At 61.9% G+C, this 14,608-nt stretch carries 7 protein-coding genes, 3 tRNA genes and 2 rRNA genes; 2 read left to right on the forward strand and 10 right to left on the reverse strand.

Features of this window, described 5'->3' with window-relative positions:
* Nucleotides 1–8 precede the first annotated feature (8 nt).
* From V9F06_10205 to V9F06_10225, 5 genes are all read right to left on the reverse strand, one after another.
* A tRNA-Met gene (locus tag V9F06_10205) sits at nucleotides 9–80 on the reverse strand.
* 296 nt (nucleotides 81–376) lie between these two features.
* Nucleotides 377–3,386 (reverse strand): 23S ribosomal RNA (locus V9F06_10210).
* Between the two features lie 161 nt (nucleotides 3,387–3,547).
* Nucleotides 3,548–3,620, reverse strand: a tRNA-Ala gene (locus tag V9F06_10215).
* A gap of 49 nt (nucleotides 3,621–3,669) precedes the next feature.
* Nucleotides 3,670–3,743, reverse strand: a tRNA-Ile gene (locus V9F06_10220).
* Nucleotides 3,744–4,024: 281 nt separating this feature from the next.
* Nucleotides 4,025–5,533 (reverse strand): 16S ribosomal RNA (locus V9F06_10225).
* Together the 16S and 23S rRNA genes with 3 tRNA genes alongside form the textbook arrangement of a ribosomal RNA operon.
* Before the next feature lie 405 nt (nucleotides 5,534–5,938).
* Here V9F06_10225 and V9F06_10230 point away from each other — a divergent pair.
* The gene (locus V9F06_10230; protein ID MEI2617982.1) at nucleotides 5,939–6,691 is read left to right on the forward strand and encodes a gamma-glutamyl-gamma-aminobutyrate hydrolase family protein; all 753 of its coding nucleotides are present in this window, start codon (nucleotides 5,939–5,941) and stop codon (nucleotides 6,689–6,691) included.
* A gap of 80 nt (nucleotides 6,692–6,771) precedes the next feature.
* On the opposite strand, the gene lon is transcribed toward V9F06_10230, so the two are convergent.
* From lon to V9F06_10250, 4 genes are all read right to left on the reverse strand, one after another.
* On the reverse strand, nucleotides 6,772–9,291 hold the full coding sequence (gene lon, locus V9F06_10235; protein ID MEI2617983.1) for an endopeptidase La: 2,520 nt from the start codon (nucleotides 9,289–9,291) through the stop codon (nucleotides 6,772–6,774).
* Nucleotides 9,292–9,343: 52 nt separating this feature from the next.
* The gene (locus V9F06_10240) at nucleotides 9,344–9,814 is read right to left on the reverse strand and encodes an Hsp20/alpha crystallin family protein (protein ID MEI2617984.1); all 471 of its coding nucleotides are present in this window, start codon (nucleotides 9,812–9,814) and stop codon (nucleotides 9,344–9,346) included.
* A gap of 158 nt (nucleotides 9,815–9,972) precedes the next feature.
* Complete coding sequence (locus V9F06_10245) at nucleotides 9,973–10,935, reverse strand: decaprenyl-phosphate phosphoribosyltransferase (GenBank protein MEI2617985.1); 963 nt, start codon at nucleotides 10,933–10,935, stop codon at nucleotides 9,973–9,975.
* Nucleotides 10,878–12,569, reverse strand: a complete 1,692-nt coding sequence (locus V9F06_10250; protein ID MEI2617986.1) for a putative glycoside hydrolase — start codon at nucleotides 12,567–12,569, stop codon at nucleotides 10,878–10,880. The genes V9F06_10245 and V9F06_10250 overlap by 58 nt, the downstream gene beginning before the upstream one ends.
* 357 nt (nucleotides 12,570–12,926) lie before the next feature.
* On the opposite strand from V9F06_10250, the gene V9F06_10255 reads away from it, so the two are divergent.
* Complete coding sequence (locus V9F06_10255) at nucleotides 12,927–13,952, forward strand: polyprenyl synthetase family protein (GenBank protein ID MEI2617987.1); 1,026 nt, start codon at nucleotides 12,927–12,929, stop codon at nucleotides 13,950–13,952.
* A 5-nt stretch (nucleotides 13,953–13,957) separates the two neighbouring features.
* Here V9F06_10255 and V9F06_10260 read toward each other — a convergent pair whose 3' ends face one another.
* Nucleotides 13,958–14,551: a hypothetical protein gene (locus V9F06_10260; protein MEI2617988.1), complete on the reverse strand. Its 594-nt coding sequence runs from the start codon at nucleotides 14,549–14,551 to the stop codon at nucleotides 13,958–13,960.
* Nucleotides 14,552–14,608: the final 57 nt, after the last annotated feature.

Consider the following 14,608-nt stretch of genomic DNA (forward strand, 5'->3'; position numbering starts at 1 on the left):
GTAGGTAGTAGCGGGGGCAGGATTCGAACCTGCGACCTTTGGGTTATGAGCCCAACGAGCTGCCGCTGCTCCACCCCGCGGTGGTGGTGGTGGATGCGTGTGTGTGAGGGTGGGTGTTGGTGATGACGAGTCGGGGGTGGGCGCGACGGCCTCGCCTCCCACGCAGTTGCCCGCGCAGTACTCTCCGGCGCTGCCCGGGGGCACGACCCGGTGCGGGATGGGACGGGGTGGGGCCCGGGCGCTCTGGGCCACGCCCACCCCCGGCTCGTCAGTTGGTGGTGGTATAGATGGCGTGGGTTTGCCGTGGTGGTCGGGAGACGCGCGTGGGCGGTGGTGGTGGTGGAGAGTGGGGTGGGGTGTGTGTGTGGGAGGGGGAAGAAGAACCGCCCTCGACCATGAGGACGGCTTGGCTCCAGTCGGTTACCCGCTGTCCACCGGCCGCCTCTTAACCCGGTCGTCTTCCGGGGGTCTTACTCTGTAATGATGAGAAGGCTCATCTTGGGGTGGGCTTCCCACTTAGATGCTGTCAGCGGTTATCCCTGCCAGACGTAGCTACCCAGCGCTGCCGGATGTCCGACAACTGGCACACCAGCGGTCTGTCCAGCCCGGTCCTCTCGTACTAGGGCCAGCCCCCCGCAACCTTCTATGCGCCCACGGCGGATAGAGACCGAACTGTCTCACGACGTTCTGAACCCAGCTCGCGTACCTCTTTCATGGGCGAACAGCCCAACCCTTGGGACCGCCTCCAGCCCCAGGATGAGACGAGCCGACATCGAGGTGCCAAACGCTGCCGTCGATATGGACTCTTGGGCAACATCAGCCTGTTATCCCCGGGGTAGCTTTTATCCGTTACGCCACGGCCCTTCCACGCGGGACCGTGGGATCACTCTGCCCGACTTTCGTCCCTGCTCGGGTGGTCACCCTCGCAGTCAAGCCCCCTTGCTGCCAGTGCACGCTCCGGCCGATTTCCATCCGGCCTGAGGGGACCATTGGGCGCCTCCGTTACTGTTTAGGAGGCGACCGCCCCAGTCAAACTCCCCGCCAGCCACTGTCCCCGCGCCGGATAACGGCCGCAGGTGAGAGCGCCGACCTGGCCAGAGTGGTATTTCACCGCCGCCTCCCCCGGGACTGGCGTCCCGGGTTCATTGGCTCCCACCTATCCTACACAAGCCAGATCTACGCCCGATGGCAAGCTGGAGTAAAGCTCCACGGGGTCTTTTTGTCCTGCCGCGGGTTGTCCGCATCTTCACGGACAGTTCAATTTCACCGGGTCCCTCGTTGAGACAGCGCCCAGATCGTTATGCCTTTCGTGCGGGTCGGAACTTACCCGACAAGGAATTTCGCTACCTTAGGACCGTTATAGTTACGGCCGCCGTTTACCGGGGCTTCGGTTCAGAGCGTGAACCCCTCCCCTTAACCTTCCGGCACTGGGCAGGCATCAGCCCCTATACGTCCGGTTTCCCGTTCGCAGAGACCTGTGTTTTTGGTAAACAGTCGCCTGGGCCGCTTCACTGCAACCCCCTCCCGCTCCGGTTCGCGAGGAACCATCACGGTACCGGGGCCCACCTTCTCCCGAAGTTACGGTGGTAATTTGCCGAGTTCCTTAACGAGGGGTCTCCCGTCCACCTTGGTCTATTCGACCTGCCCACCTGTGTCGGTTTGCGGTACGGGCACAGATCACCTGGCTAGAGGCTTTTCCTGGCAGTTCAGGCCCAACCCACTTGGCCGGGGTGTCCCCCGACCTCGCCATCGCCTCTCGGTCATCGTCGCGGGGGATTTGCCTCCCGCGGCTCCCTACCGGCTTGGACGGATTGCTCCGCTGGGCCTGCCGCCCTGCGTCCCCCCATCGCTCGTAACGGGGATCTGTGGTACGGGAATATTCACCCGTTGTCCATCGCCTACGCCTTGCGGCCTCGGCTTAGGCCCGACTCACCCGCAGCTGATCAGCATGGCTGCGGAACCCTTGGGCATTCGGTGGGGCGGATTCTCACCGCCCTTGCGCTACTCATACCGGCATTCGCACTCGTCGCCGCTCCAGCCGTGCTCCCGCTCGACCTTCTCTGCTGACGACGACGCTCCCCTACCATACGATGCATTGCTGCATCCTATCCGCGGCTTCGGTGCTGGCCTTGAGCCCCGGTACATTGTCGGCGCCAGCGCACTCGACCAGTGAGCTATTACGCACTCTTTCAAGGGTGGCTGCTTCTAAGCCAACCTCCTGGTTGTCTGTGCACGCTGACAGCCTTGTCCACTTAGGCCAGACTTGGGGACCTTAGCCGGCGGTCCGGGCTGTTTCCCTCTCGACGACGAAACTTAGCTCCCGCCGTCTCACTCCCGATGGATCGGCGCCGGCATTCGGAGTTTGGTTGGGGTCAGTAAGCGGGAAGCCCCATCGCCCATCCAGTGCTCTACCTCCGGCGTCGCCTGACATCGAGGCTGGCCCTAAAGCCATTTCGGGGAGAACCAGCTATCTCCAGGTTCGCTTGGCATTTCACCCCTACCCACAGCTCATCCGCGCCTTTTGCAACAGACGTCGGTGCGGGCCTCCACGCGCTCTTACACGCGCTTCACCCTGGCCATGGGTAGATCACCTGGTTTCGGGTCGACCGCCCGCGACGTGATAGCCGAAGCTATCGCTCGCCCTGTTCGGACTCGGTTTCCCTCTGGCGCCGGGTATCACTCCCTCAACCGCGCCACAGACGGTCACTCGCCGGTTCGTTCTACAAAAAGCACGCCATCAGCCTGCCCGTCCCGTAGGCCGGGCAACAGCCTCTGACAGTATGTCGGCACACGGTTTCAGGATCTATTTCACTCCCCGCGCCGGGGTGCTTTTCACCATTCCCTCACGGTACTGTTCGCTATCGGTCGCCTGCGGTATTTAGCCTTGGAGGGTGGTCCCCCCTGCTTCCGGCGGGATATCACGTGTCCCGCCGTACTCCCGGATTCCTGACCGAGTCCGTCGCTTTTCCCCTACGGGACGCTCGCCCTCTTCGGTGGCCCGTTCCAGTGGCCTTCGGGTAAGCGGCGGATTGATAACTCGGTGCGGGTGCTGCCGCCCCCGCTCCAGGCCCGTCCAACCCCAGACGACCATCGCCGGCAGGCTGTGCCAGCCGTCTGGTTTCGGCTTCTCCCGTTTCGTTCGCCACTACTCCGGGAATACTCTCTTTTCCTCGGGGTACTCAGATGTTTCACTTCCCCCGGTGCCCTTCACCCGGCCTATGTGTTCAGCCGGGGATGACGGAGGTCCACCTCCGCCGGGTTGCCCCATTCGGACATCCTCGGATCATTGCGTGCCCGCCGCTCCCCGAGGCGTATCGTCGCGTGGCCACGTCCTTCATCGGCCGCAGGCGCCAAGGCATCCACCGTGTGCCTTCGACGCGGTTCTTCTTCGTCTCCCGCGTCCCACGTTCTCTCCACCACCAGCACGCGCCTCGCGCGTCTCCCGGCCACCCGGTCGACCACGCCGGCCACCTGCCAGCAGTCCTCACACGATCGACAGCCCGGCTTGGCTGTCGTCGCGCGCATCCTCCACTTGGTAAGGTGCCGGTGGAGCTGCGGGGATTCGAACCCCGGACCTCCGCCGTGCAAAGGCGGCGCTCTCCCAACTAAGCTACAGCCCCGTCTCGACGACTCCACTCGCCGCCCGCCTTCCCTGTCCGGGAACAGCGGTGGGCGTTCGTGGACTCGAACCACGGGCCTCACCCTTATCAGGGGTGTGCTCTAACCAGCTGAGCTAAACGCCCCCAGGCCGTGGCTCCGGCTGAAGCCACGCGCTGGCGCCGTGCCAACTGAGCCGTGATGCCCCCGTGCGAACCAGAAACTTGAAAAGCGGATTCAGTGTCTGCGGTCAGTGTGTGGTCGCCCCTCCCCGTCCGACCCCATCCGCCCAGGCCCTCCCCCCGGTTTGTGCCGGGGCTCGTCAGGCGTGGGATGGTGGATGACGGCGGCGGGTGACTCGCGGTGCGACCGTTGACCTGGAAGGGATCCGTCCTCGATGACTCGAGACCCGGATCCGGCTCCCTAGAAAGGAGGTGATCCAGCCGCAGCTTCCGCTACGGCTACCTTGTTACGACTTCGTCCCAGTCACCAACCCCACCCTCGGCGGCTGCCTCCTTGCGGTTGGCCCACCGACTTCAGGTGTTGCCGGCTTCCATGACGTGACGGGCGGTGTGTACAAGGCCCGGGAACATATTCACCGCGGCAATGCTGATCCGCGGTTACTAGCAACTCCGCCTTCATGAGGGCGAGTTGCAGCCCTCAATCTGAACTGAGACCGGGTTTGGGGGATTGGCTCCGCGTTACCGCTTGGCAGCCCACTGTCCCGGCCATTGTAGCGTGTGTGTCGCCCAGGGCGTAAGGGCCATGCTGACTTGACGTCATCCCCACCTTCCTCCGGTTTGGTCCGGCAGTCTCGCTAGACACACCATGGTAACTAGCGACGAGGGTTGCGCTCGTTGCGGGACTTAACCCAACATCTCACGACACGAGCTGACGACAGCCATGCAGCACCTGTCTCACCGCTCCCGAAGGCACTCCTCCCTTTCAGGAGGATTCGGTGGACGTCAAGCCCTGGTAAGGTGTTGCGCGTTGCGTCGAATTAAACCACACGCTCCGCTGCTTGTGCGGGCCCCCGTCAATTCCTTTGAGTTTTAGCCTTGCGGCCGTACTCCCCAGGCGGGGCACTTACTGCGTTAGCGCCGGCACGGCAGGGGTCAACTCCCGCCACACCTAGTGCCCATCGTTTACTGCGTGGACTACCGGGGTATCTAATCCCGTTCGCTCCCCACGCCTTCGCGCCTCAGCGTCAGGTCAGGTCCAGGCGGCCGCCTTCGCCACTGGTGTTCCTCCGGATCTCTACGCATTTCACCACTACACCCGGAATTCCACCGCCCTCTCCCTGCCTCCAGCCAGTCCATCTCGACGAACCCTCCCCCGTTGAGCGGGGGGCTTTCACCGCCGATGCGACCGGCCGCCTGCGCGCCCTTTACGCCCAGTAATTCCGGACAACGCTCGGCCCCTACGTCTTACCGCGGCTGCTGGCACGTAGTTAGCCGGGCCTTCTTCCGGGGGTACCGTCACTTCCTTCGTCCCCCCGAAAAGCGGTTTACACCCCGAAGGGCGTCCTCCCGCACGCGGCGTTGCTCCGTCAGGCTTTCGCCCATTGCGGAAAATTCCTTGCTGCTGCCTCCCGTAGGAGTCGGGGCCGTGTCTCAGTCCCCGTGTGGCTGGTCGTCCTCTCAGACCAGCGACCGATCACCGCCTTGGTAAGCCATTACCCCACCAACTAGCTAATCGGACGCAGCCCCCTCCAGGCGCGACCCCCGAAAGGGCCTTTCCTCACCTCCGTCCCCAGAGATGAGCGTATGCGGTCTTACACCCCGTTTCCGAGGCCTATCCCCCACACCTGGGCAGGTTAGCTACGCGCTCCTCACCCGTCCGCCACGGTCGACGCCCGAAGGCGCTCCCGTTCGACTTGCATGCATTAGGCACGCCGCCAGCGTTTATCCTGAGCCAGGATCAAACTCTCCATCATGACTCGTCCCGGCTACGCATCACTGCGCCCCGGTGACTCGTGTCCTGCTTCGTGATTCTGTGCCTGACTTCAGCACACAGACCCCACTCCACATTAGTCACTCGCCCGCACGTTGGCATCACGGCTCAGTTGGCAAGGTGCTCTGCCCCGAAAGATCGGGGCCACGCAAGACCTCGTCAAGCGCACCGAGCAGTCTATCTCGCACTCACGAGAGTGTCAAGGGGACTTTCGGCACCCGTACGAAACGCGACCAGCGGCCACGGCGCTCGGGCAGCGCCCACACCGGCCTTGCGACACGCAGTATATCGCGAACGACCGCCCACGTCTACTATTCCTCCCAACTCCACGGTACGATGGATCCTCATGGATCATCGCCCGTTTTGACACGAGGAGGAATCGGACAGTATGCCTCAACGAAAGCCAGTGATTGGCATCACACCATCCCCTATGGAGGATTCCCAGCCGCACGGTTCCTTCGATCGATACGCGATCTCGACGACCTACACGGAGGCGGTGGAAGCGGCCGGCGGGGTGCCGCTCGTTATCCCGCCACAGGCCGGCAACATCGATGAGATTCTCTCGATCGTCGACGGGTTGCTCCTGAGTGGTGGTGGCGATATCGACCCGATACTCTACGGCGACGACACCCTGCATGAGGCCACCTACGGCATCCACCCGGGGCGCGATGCGCTCGAGTTGGCACTCGCCCGAGAGGCGGTCGCCCGCGATATTCCCACGCTCTGTATCTGTCGCGGCGTCCAGGTGTTGAACGTTGCGCTCGGCGGCACGCTCATCCAGGACATCCCCGGCCAATATTCGACGGAGATCGAACACCGGCAACAGGAGCAAGGCATCCGTAAGGAGGAACCGGGGCACACGGTGGCGGTTACTCCCGGGTCGGTCCTTGCACGCACGTATGAGGCAGACACGATCGAGGTCAACTCGTTCCACCACCAGGCGTTGAAGGACATCGCCCCCGGCTTATCGATCGACGCGGTTGCCCCCGACGAGATCGTGGAGTCTGTCTCTGCGTCAGCCGGCCGGTGGATCCTCGGCGTTCAGTGGCATCCGGAGATGATGTTCCGCGAACGCCCCGAACACCTCAAGCCATTTGTGGCGCTTGTTCAACAGGCTCGACTGTCACGCGACAACTCCTGATTTCCTCTGTCAAACAACAACACGAGGGGCGGCTCTGTCGCCGCCCCTCGTGCCCCGGAGTTGATAACTGTGGGGTGTTCCTACGCACTCACGTGCGCCACCATACGCTCGTCGTCGGGAATGCCGATCGGCGGCGCCGTGGCAGCCCGCTGCTGCTGGAATGACTGAGGCATCGCGACATCGAGCGCGTCATCGATCGTGTCAACGAGCACAAACCGCAACTCGTCCCGTAGACCGGCCGGCAGGTCGTCGAGGTCACCCTCGTTGCGACGCGGCAGGATGAACGTCGTGACGCCAGCTCGGTGCGCCGCGAGCGCCTTCTCCTTGATTCCACCAACCGGAAGAATCTGACCACGTAGTGAGACTTCGCCGGTCATAGCGACGTTCTCGTTAGTGGGAATACCGGTCAGGAGCGAGACGAGCGCCACCGTCAGCGCAACACCAGCCGATGGTCCATCCTTCGGTGTCGCGCCGGCCGGAACGTGGATATGGATATCCAGATCCTTGAACCGCCCAGAGTCGATGCCAAGGTCTCGTGCTCGCGACCGGACGAACGACATGGCTGCCTGCGCGGACTCCCGCATTACATCCCCAAGTTGGCCAGTAATCGTCATGTTGCCGCGGCCATCCATCGAGGTCGTCTCGATGAACATGATGTCCCCGCCAACCGCCGACACGCCAACACCGATGGCAACTCCGGGCTGCGCCGTGCGCGTCTCGAGCTCTTCGTAGAAAAATCGAGGGCGGCCCAGGTATTCCCGCACAAGCTCGGGAGTTATCGCCGCCGGAACAGACTCGTCTGCGGCCAGGCGCGTCGCGACCTTCCGGTAGACTGTCCCGATCTCACGCTCCAGATTTCGAACTCCGCTCTCACGAGTGTAGCCCTGGATCACACTGAGAACCGCGGCATCGTCCCAGGCCGGCGCTGACTCACCGAGCGCGTTCGCGGTGCGCTGACGCGGCACCAGGAAGCGCTGGCCGATGTTCAGCTTCTCCTCGTCCGTGTACCCGGTGAGGTGAATGATCTCCATCCGATCGCGCAGAGGCCCGGGGATCGGGTCGAGCAGATTCGCAGTCGTGATGAACATCACGTTGCTGAGATCGAATGGGACGTCGAGATAGTGATCTCTGAATGTGTCGTTCTGCTCGGGGTCCAGAACTTCCAGCAAGGCAGACGACGGATCGCCACGCCAGTCAGCGCCGAGCTTGTCCACCTCGTCAAGGACAAAGACGGGATCGTTCGTGCCGGCCCGTCGGATCGCCTGGACAATTCGTCCCGGCATGGCGCCGATATACGTCCGTCGATGTCCTCGAATTTCGGCTTCGTCGCGCACGCCGCCCAGCGACATTCGCGTGAACTTTCGCCCGAGCGCATCGGCAATCGATTGCGCAAGTGAGGTCTTGCCAACACCCGGAGGACCAACGAAGCACAGAATCGGCTCTCTCGCGTCGATTGGCTCGCCGCCAGCGGCGTGATCGCGTCGCAGCTTGCGAACGGCCAGATACTCCAGGATACGGTCTTTGACCTTTTCCATGTCGTAGTGATCGCGATTCAGAATCTCGCGCGTCTTCTGGATATCGATGTCAGTCTCAGTCGAGATATTCCAGGGTAGCGAGACCAGCCAGTCCAGATAGGTCTTGATCACGCCATACTCGGCTGAGGCTGGCTGAAGCTTCGATAGCCGATCCAGCTCGCGATCAGCCTCGCGGCGCGCCTCTTCGGGCATGCCGGCCTTCTCGATCTGCTCGCGCAACTGCTGAACTTCGGCCTCCTGGCCGTCGCCCTCGCCCAGCTCGCGCTGAATCGCCTTGAGCTGTTCGCGAAGGTAGTAATCCCGCTGCGACTTCTGGACCTCTTCCTGAACGTCCCCCTGGATCTTCTTGCCGAGCTCGAGAAGTTCAAGCTCCTTTGCCATGTATCGACTCAGATGTGTCAGCTTGTCGCGAACCGAGTCGTACTCCAGAAGGATCTGGCGCTCGTCCGGATCCATGCGCAGATTGGTCGCGATGAGATACACCAGCTGGAGTGGCTCATCGACATTGAGGGCGGTCGTAACGAGCTCGTCCGGCAGGTTCGACACGAGGCTGACGAGGCGCTGGAACAGCTCAACTGTCGAGCGCATCAGTGCCTGTGTCTCGATGTCGTCCGTGTCGTGCTCGGGCAGGTCTTCGATAATCGCCGTCAGATACGGCTCTTCATCGACCCAGTTCACAATCCGTACGCGCTTGACCCCCTGAACGGCCAGACGCACTGTGCCGTCCGGCACTCGCATCATCTGGTGGATCGTCGCCAGGGTGCCGATCATCCGCGTCTCGCCAGGGCCTGCTGCATCCTGTTCGGCGTTATTTTGCAGAACAAGGACAACCGTCCGGTCACCCGATGCGACGGCATCGATCAACCGTAGCGAGCGGGGTTGTGCGGCAGCCAACGGGACGACCGTCATCGGAAACACAACGGTCCCGCGCAGCGGCAGTACCGGCAGCGCCGATTGTTCGCCGATCGGGTCGGAAGGCTGGGAATTCGGCTCATCCGAAGAGGCGGGCTGCGGCTCGGCGTCCGCAGCAACAGCCTCATCGTAGCGCTTCTGCTCGTCAGTCACGCTAGTCTCCTTTGTATCCAATGGGTTGGTTCCATTCACCTCGTCGCGCCGCCTACTCGTTCGTTTCCAGATCGAGAGTGGTGGCCTTCACGGGGATTTTCGTCGCTGCTGCGCGGGGTAATCGAATCGTCAGGATGCCAGCATCGTAATCCGCGCGAATGGCGTCGTGATCGACCGCGAAGGGAACGAAGATATCGGCCGCAAACGGTCCATAGGCAATGCCCATCGCATGGATTCTCCGCCGCTCCTCACAATGGAGTGGCGCGCGTTCACCGCGAATCGCCAGAACCTGGTCGTCAATCGATACCTCTACCTGCACATTCGCGATGCCGCCGATCTCCGCCAGAACGACGAGCTCGACGTCAGTTTCGTATACCTCGACCGGAGGCCGCCATGCTGCCAGCATGCCAGGCGTCAACCTGACACCAACCGGCCGGCTCCCCAGCATCGTCTGGAAGGTATCTTCCATCTCATACTGAATGCGCTGGATATTTCGGCCGCCACGATTGCGCATCACATACATCACCAGGATCCTTCGGCTCGCTCGGTAGCACACAAATCAACCTGACCTGAGAGTCGCAATACGCAGACCTCGAGCGTCACGATGACAGGGTTAGTCTAGCACGTACGTGGAAAGTTGACAAGGTTCGACTCAAGTATCGAGAGCCGGCGAGGATCGTTTCAGCGATACAGGATAACGATTGTCACGACTCCCCAGGCAACGATGCAGCCTAGAAGCGGGAAGTCGCTCAGGAGCGTCTGCTCTGGTGATCCCCCTGCGTCGCGTCGATGGACGAGGAACAGGTAGCGAAAGAGAGCGTAGAGAACGAACGGAATCGTCAGCATCATCGAGTGATCGTCCGGAAGCGACTCTGCAACGAACGTGTAGAGCGAGTACGCCATCACGGTTGCCGCCGCGGAAATGAGGATGAAGTGATCGAGCAGCTCAGCTGAGTACTCATCGAGGTTGCGCCGGTGGGATCCGGCCGCCATATCGAGCAAGAGCAGCTCGTGCCGTCGTTTGCCGAACCCGACGAAGAGCGCGAGCAGGATTGTGCAGACGTAAAGCCAGGGACTGATCGGCACACCAATCACGACTGCTCCCCCGGCGGCGCGCAGGACGAATCCCGCCGCGATCGAGAAGACGTCGAGGATCACGACGTGCTTGAGGAACAGACTATAGGCGACCATTAGCGCCACGTAGGCGAACACGACAAGGCCGAATGCAGGATGCAGAGCGATCGCCAACGGCAGCGCGACCGCCAACAACAGCGTCGCGGTTCCCAACGCGAGCTGTGGTGAAACCGCGCCTGACGCTATCGGCCGATTACGCTTTGCTGGGTGGAGCCGATCGGACTCGGCATCCTTGAGATCGTTGATCACGTAGATCGCGCTGCTTGCCATGCAGAACGCCACGAAAGCGCCGATCACAACGAGAAACTGCCCAGGTTGTGCCAACTTGTGATCGAAAACGATCGCAGCGAACACAACCACGTTCTTCGTCCACTGCCGCGGGCGAAGCAATTGCGCGAGCGCCAGCAGCGGCAGCCGAGCCGGCGTCAGCACGGGTTGGTGGTCGTGATGATCTACTTCGGCGCGAGCGCTCCCACGTGATACTCGTTGCTGGGGCTCCAGAGCATCCATCCGTTCCCACCGAAGTCGTTGGCTGCCTTGATCTGCGCGGCCACCTCGGCATCACCATAGTCGATACCTTCACCATACGAGAAGTCCTGAAGCCACGGGCGCAGCTTGTAGGCCGCATCAGGCACTTTCGCGGCGCCGTTGGTGAGACTACTGTAAATCACCTCGTACGGATGGTTGTTCGGAATATCAAGACCGAGATCACCGGGATAGAAATGCGAGGGATAGATCATCGGGCAGACGATATCGACGAGAGGCGCGATCGCCGCGAAGTTCTGGCCAATCCCGCCATCTCCATCGTCCCACATCGTCAGGCCGAAAATATCGACTGCCAGCAGCGAGCCCGTTGGCTTCATCGCGGACTGCATCTGGCCAAGGAAACCAGTAATCGCTTCCAGCCGCGTTTCGTTCGCGTACTGGTCCCCGTAGTCCGCATTCTCCAGCAGGCCATCGGACGGGAACCGGATATAGTCAAGCTGAACTTCGTCGAAGCCAAGCTTCGCCGCCTCAACCGCCAGGTCAATGTTGTATTGCCAGACCTCGCGCTGATGTGCGTTGACCCAGGCGAGGCCATTCCACGTCGTCCACAGCCCGCCGGTTGTCGAATCGTGGATTGCCAGGTCGGAGCGGGCGTTGGCGAGCAGGGGATCCTCGAAGCAGACAATCCGGGCGATCGAGTATATCCCGCGATCCTTCATCTCCTTGAGCCGCTTCTGGACATCCAGCTTGGGATCCTTCGCTCCGATTGTTGCGGCCATCGGAACGTTCGTGTTGTAGAAGACATGTCCCGTCGAATCCTTGAGGTCGAGGACGATCGCGTTGATCTCGGTCGTCTCCGCAATCTGCAGCTTCTCGGCCCAGAGCTCGTCACTTGCGCCAATCTGCGCGCTAACGTAAATCGCCTTGATACGGTTATCAACGAGCTTGGCGTCGAACCTCAGGGACTTATCGAGCTCGCCCGTGGCGTCCTTGAATCCCGTCCGCCGGACTATGATCGTCCCCTTCTCGGGCACCCCCGGCAGCCGATAGGCTCCGTCTGCGGCGGTCGTCGCTGTTGCTTCACCCACACTGACCACTGCCCCGGCAACCGGTGTTCCATTCTCGTCCGTGATGACTCCTGTCAGGACATCCGGGCGAATCTGAAAGTTCAGCCTCGCATCTTTGCCAATTCGCTCCGTCGCAACCGTTACCCCCTCCATCTGGACAGAGAGCGTGTCTCCATCATCAACATCGGCAAGCAGGTAACGTCCGTCCTTGTCCGTGTTCACTGAGACGGTCTGCCCGTTTTTGCGAGTGAGAAGAACGACTGCCCCCTCGATCGGGTCTCCTGATTGCGAATTGGTTACCGTGCCGGCGATTGTCGTAGGGCGAAGCAGCACCTCGACGCTGCCCTGGCCCGGCAGGATCGCGACCTCGGTGCCTGCGTAGTTCTGGTGCGTTACAGTAACCGTGCCGCTGATCCCGTTGCCCATCGCGAACTTGCCGTTCGCGTCGGTCACTACGGTGCCATTCGCCGTTGAAATGGATGCGCCAGCAACTGGCTTCCCGGTGTAGGCGTCTTTCACAACGCCCGACAGTCCGCTCGGGTCGCCGGCACGGAACATGAAGGTAATCAGAAATCCCAGCAGCGGCAGCACCAACAGCAGACTATATCGCCAACTGATACTGGGCCAGGGCCGCTGACGCTGCCTGTTCGGTGGTCGTTCGGGTGTCAACCAGATCCTCCCATTGAAGGTTTGTCGCGAGCGCGCCCGCCATTGCGCCGGGGTGCGGCCGCTCTGATTCTGTTGCCACGACGAGCGCAGCAGGCGAATCGAGCGCCAGCAAACAGAGTCTGTCGCGGCGCGCATCATTCGGGGAAGTGTACATCCCGCCCACATTAGAATGAGAACGCGCGTATCCGCGCATGGTTATGCGGTTGCTCAGACGGGTGGGCTTCGTATAATCCTCATCGTGTGGGGGACGCCGCGTAATTCGACGGGACGTGGGGGGGAATGACAGGGCTGGTCGATCGACGAGACGTGGATACCGCGAAACCTCAATTCGAGTTTGAAGACGTAGTGCAGTCGTTGCGCGACGATATGGCACTTGTCGAAGCTCGCGTGCGCCTCGCGGCACAGGTCGAATACCCTGGCCTGGGCCGGCTATTGCAGGCTATTGTCGAATCGGGTGGTAAGCGGCTTCGCCCGTTGCTTCTACTGCTCGCGGCCAGGCCGTTCGACTATCGCATTGAACCTCTCATACCCGCCGCGGCCGGCATCGAGCTGCTGCACACTGCCTCGTTGGTCCATGACGACACGATCGACACATCGCAACTGCGACGTGGACAGCCAACGTTGAACTCCGTCTTCGACACCGGAACGGTCATTCTGATCGGCGACTACCTGTTCGCCCAGTCCGCCATTCTCGCTGCCGAAACGATGAATCCCCGGGTAGTTGCGGTGTTTGCGTCATCACTGGCCGACATTTGCGACGGGCAACTGCGCGAGGCATTCACCGCCCACCGACTCGACCAGTCACCCGAGGAGTACTCACACCGCATCTACGGTAAGACCGCGTCGCTGTTTGCCGGCGCTGCCGAGATGGGCGCCATCCTCGGCGGCGCCAACGCAGAGGAGACCGGCGCGCTACGCGGTTTCGGCGGGGACATCGGCATGGCATTCCAGATCATCGACGATGTGCTGGATTTGCGCTCGACGGAAGCCGTCACCGGTAAGCCCGCAAACCTCGATCTCCGGCAAGGCACGGTGACTCTCCCGACGATGCTCTATCTTGCCCAGATTGACGGAACCGAGGAGGCAGATACTCTCCGTCGCGTCGTCGGCGGTGACGGTGTCGCGGACGAGGAATACTCCCGGCTGGCAATCCGGATCGAGGAATCTGGATCGATCGATGCTGCGATCAACACCGCCCGCGATCACGTTGCAAACGGGTTGGCCCGTCTCGCATTCATCGAGGATCCGTCGCTGTTCGGGCAGTTCCAGGCCTTCGCCAACCTGGCGCTCGAACGAACTCAGTAGCCCCCCTACATCGCGACGAGACTTGTTTCGAAGAGCCGGCCCGAAAGGCGCGTCCAGGCGTCGACCTCACCACTAGCATGTGCCACCTCGATCGCCAGCTCGTGCGGCTGATCGGGAGTGATCAGAATCGTCGCCAGCCGGAAGCGATGTCGTCGCTCGATCGTGTCCTCCAGATACCGGATCTCGTGACCGTGACGCGGCGTCAGGCCACTCAGGACGAGGAGATCGGACGTTGCCATACGCGCGAGCGTCTGACGAGACACGCTGGCGGCGATCCGGTACTCGTCGCCGGGAATGGCTGACGATCCATCGACGCTGTCACTGAGGTTACCGTGGAGCTCGTTCTGGATGAGATACGCCGTCAGAGCGAAGTCACGCCACGGCAGGAAGTAATGGCTGAATGGGGTACTCGCGGTCTGAACATGGTCGAGCAAGAATCGATTGATCCGTCCCGCGCGCGAGCCGGACGCGTTGAAGATCACCCAGCCCTGGCCCTGGCGTAACCGGAGGTCGAGCTCGTCAAAATACCGCGTGAGACGCTGCAACAGGTCGATGTCCTGCAGCGGAGGTTGTTCTGGTACGACGGTCGAGTGATCCATAGTCCACACACCCGTCCTGGGCAGACGTATCGTCCCGATTGATTCGCTACCACAACG

This window comes from Thermomicrobiales bacterium (genome assembly GCA_037045155.1).
Classification (GTDB): Bacteria; Chloroflexota; Chloroflexia; order Thermomicrobiales; family CFX8; genus JAMLIA01.

Excerpts from the sequence above, each read along its gene's own strand:
- V9F06_10260 (MEI2617988.1), bottom strand. The coding sequence starts at position 14,551 with ATGGATCACTCGACCGTCGTACCAGAACAACCTCCGCTGCAGGACATC.
- V9F06_10230 (MEI2617982.1), top strand. The coding sequence starts at position 5,939 with ATGCCTCAACGAAAGCCAGTGATTGGCATCACACCATCCCCTATGGAG.
- V9F06_10240 (MEI2617984.1), bottom strand. The coding sequence starts at position 9,814 with ATGTATGTGATGCGCAATCGTGGCGGCCGAAATATCCAGCGCATTCAG.
- V9F06_10245 (MEI2617985.1), bottom strand. The coding sequence starts at position 10,935 with ATGGATGCTCTGGAGCCCCAGCAACGAGTATCACGTGGGAGCGCTCGC.
- V9F06_10255 (MEI2617987.1), top strand. The coding sequence starts at position 12,927 with ATGACAGGGCTGGTCGATCGACGAGACGTGGATACCGCGAAACCTCAA.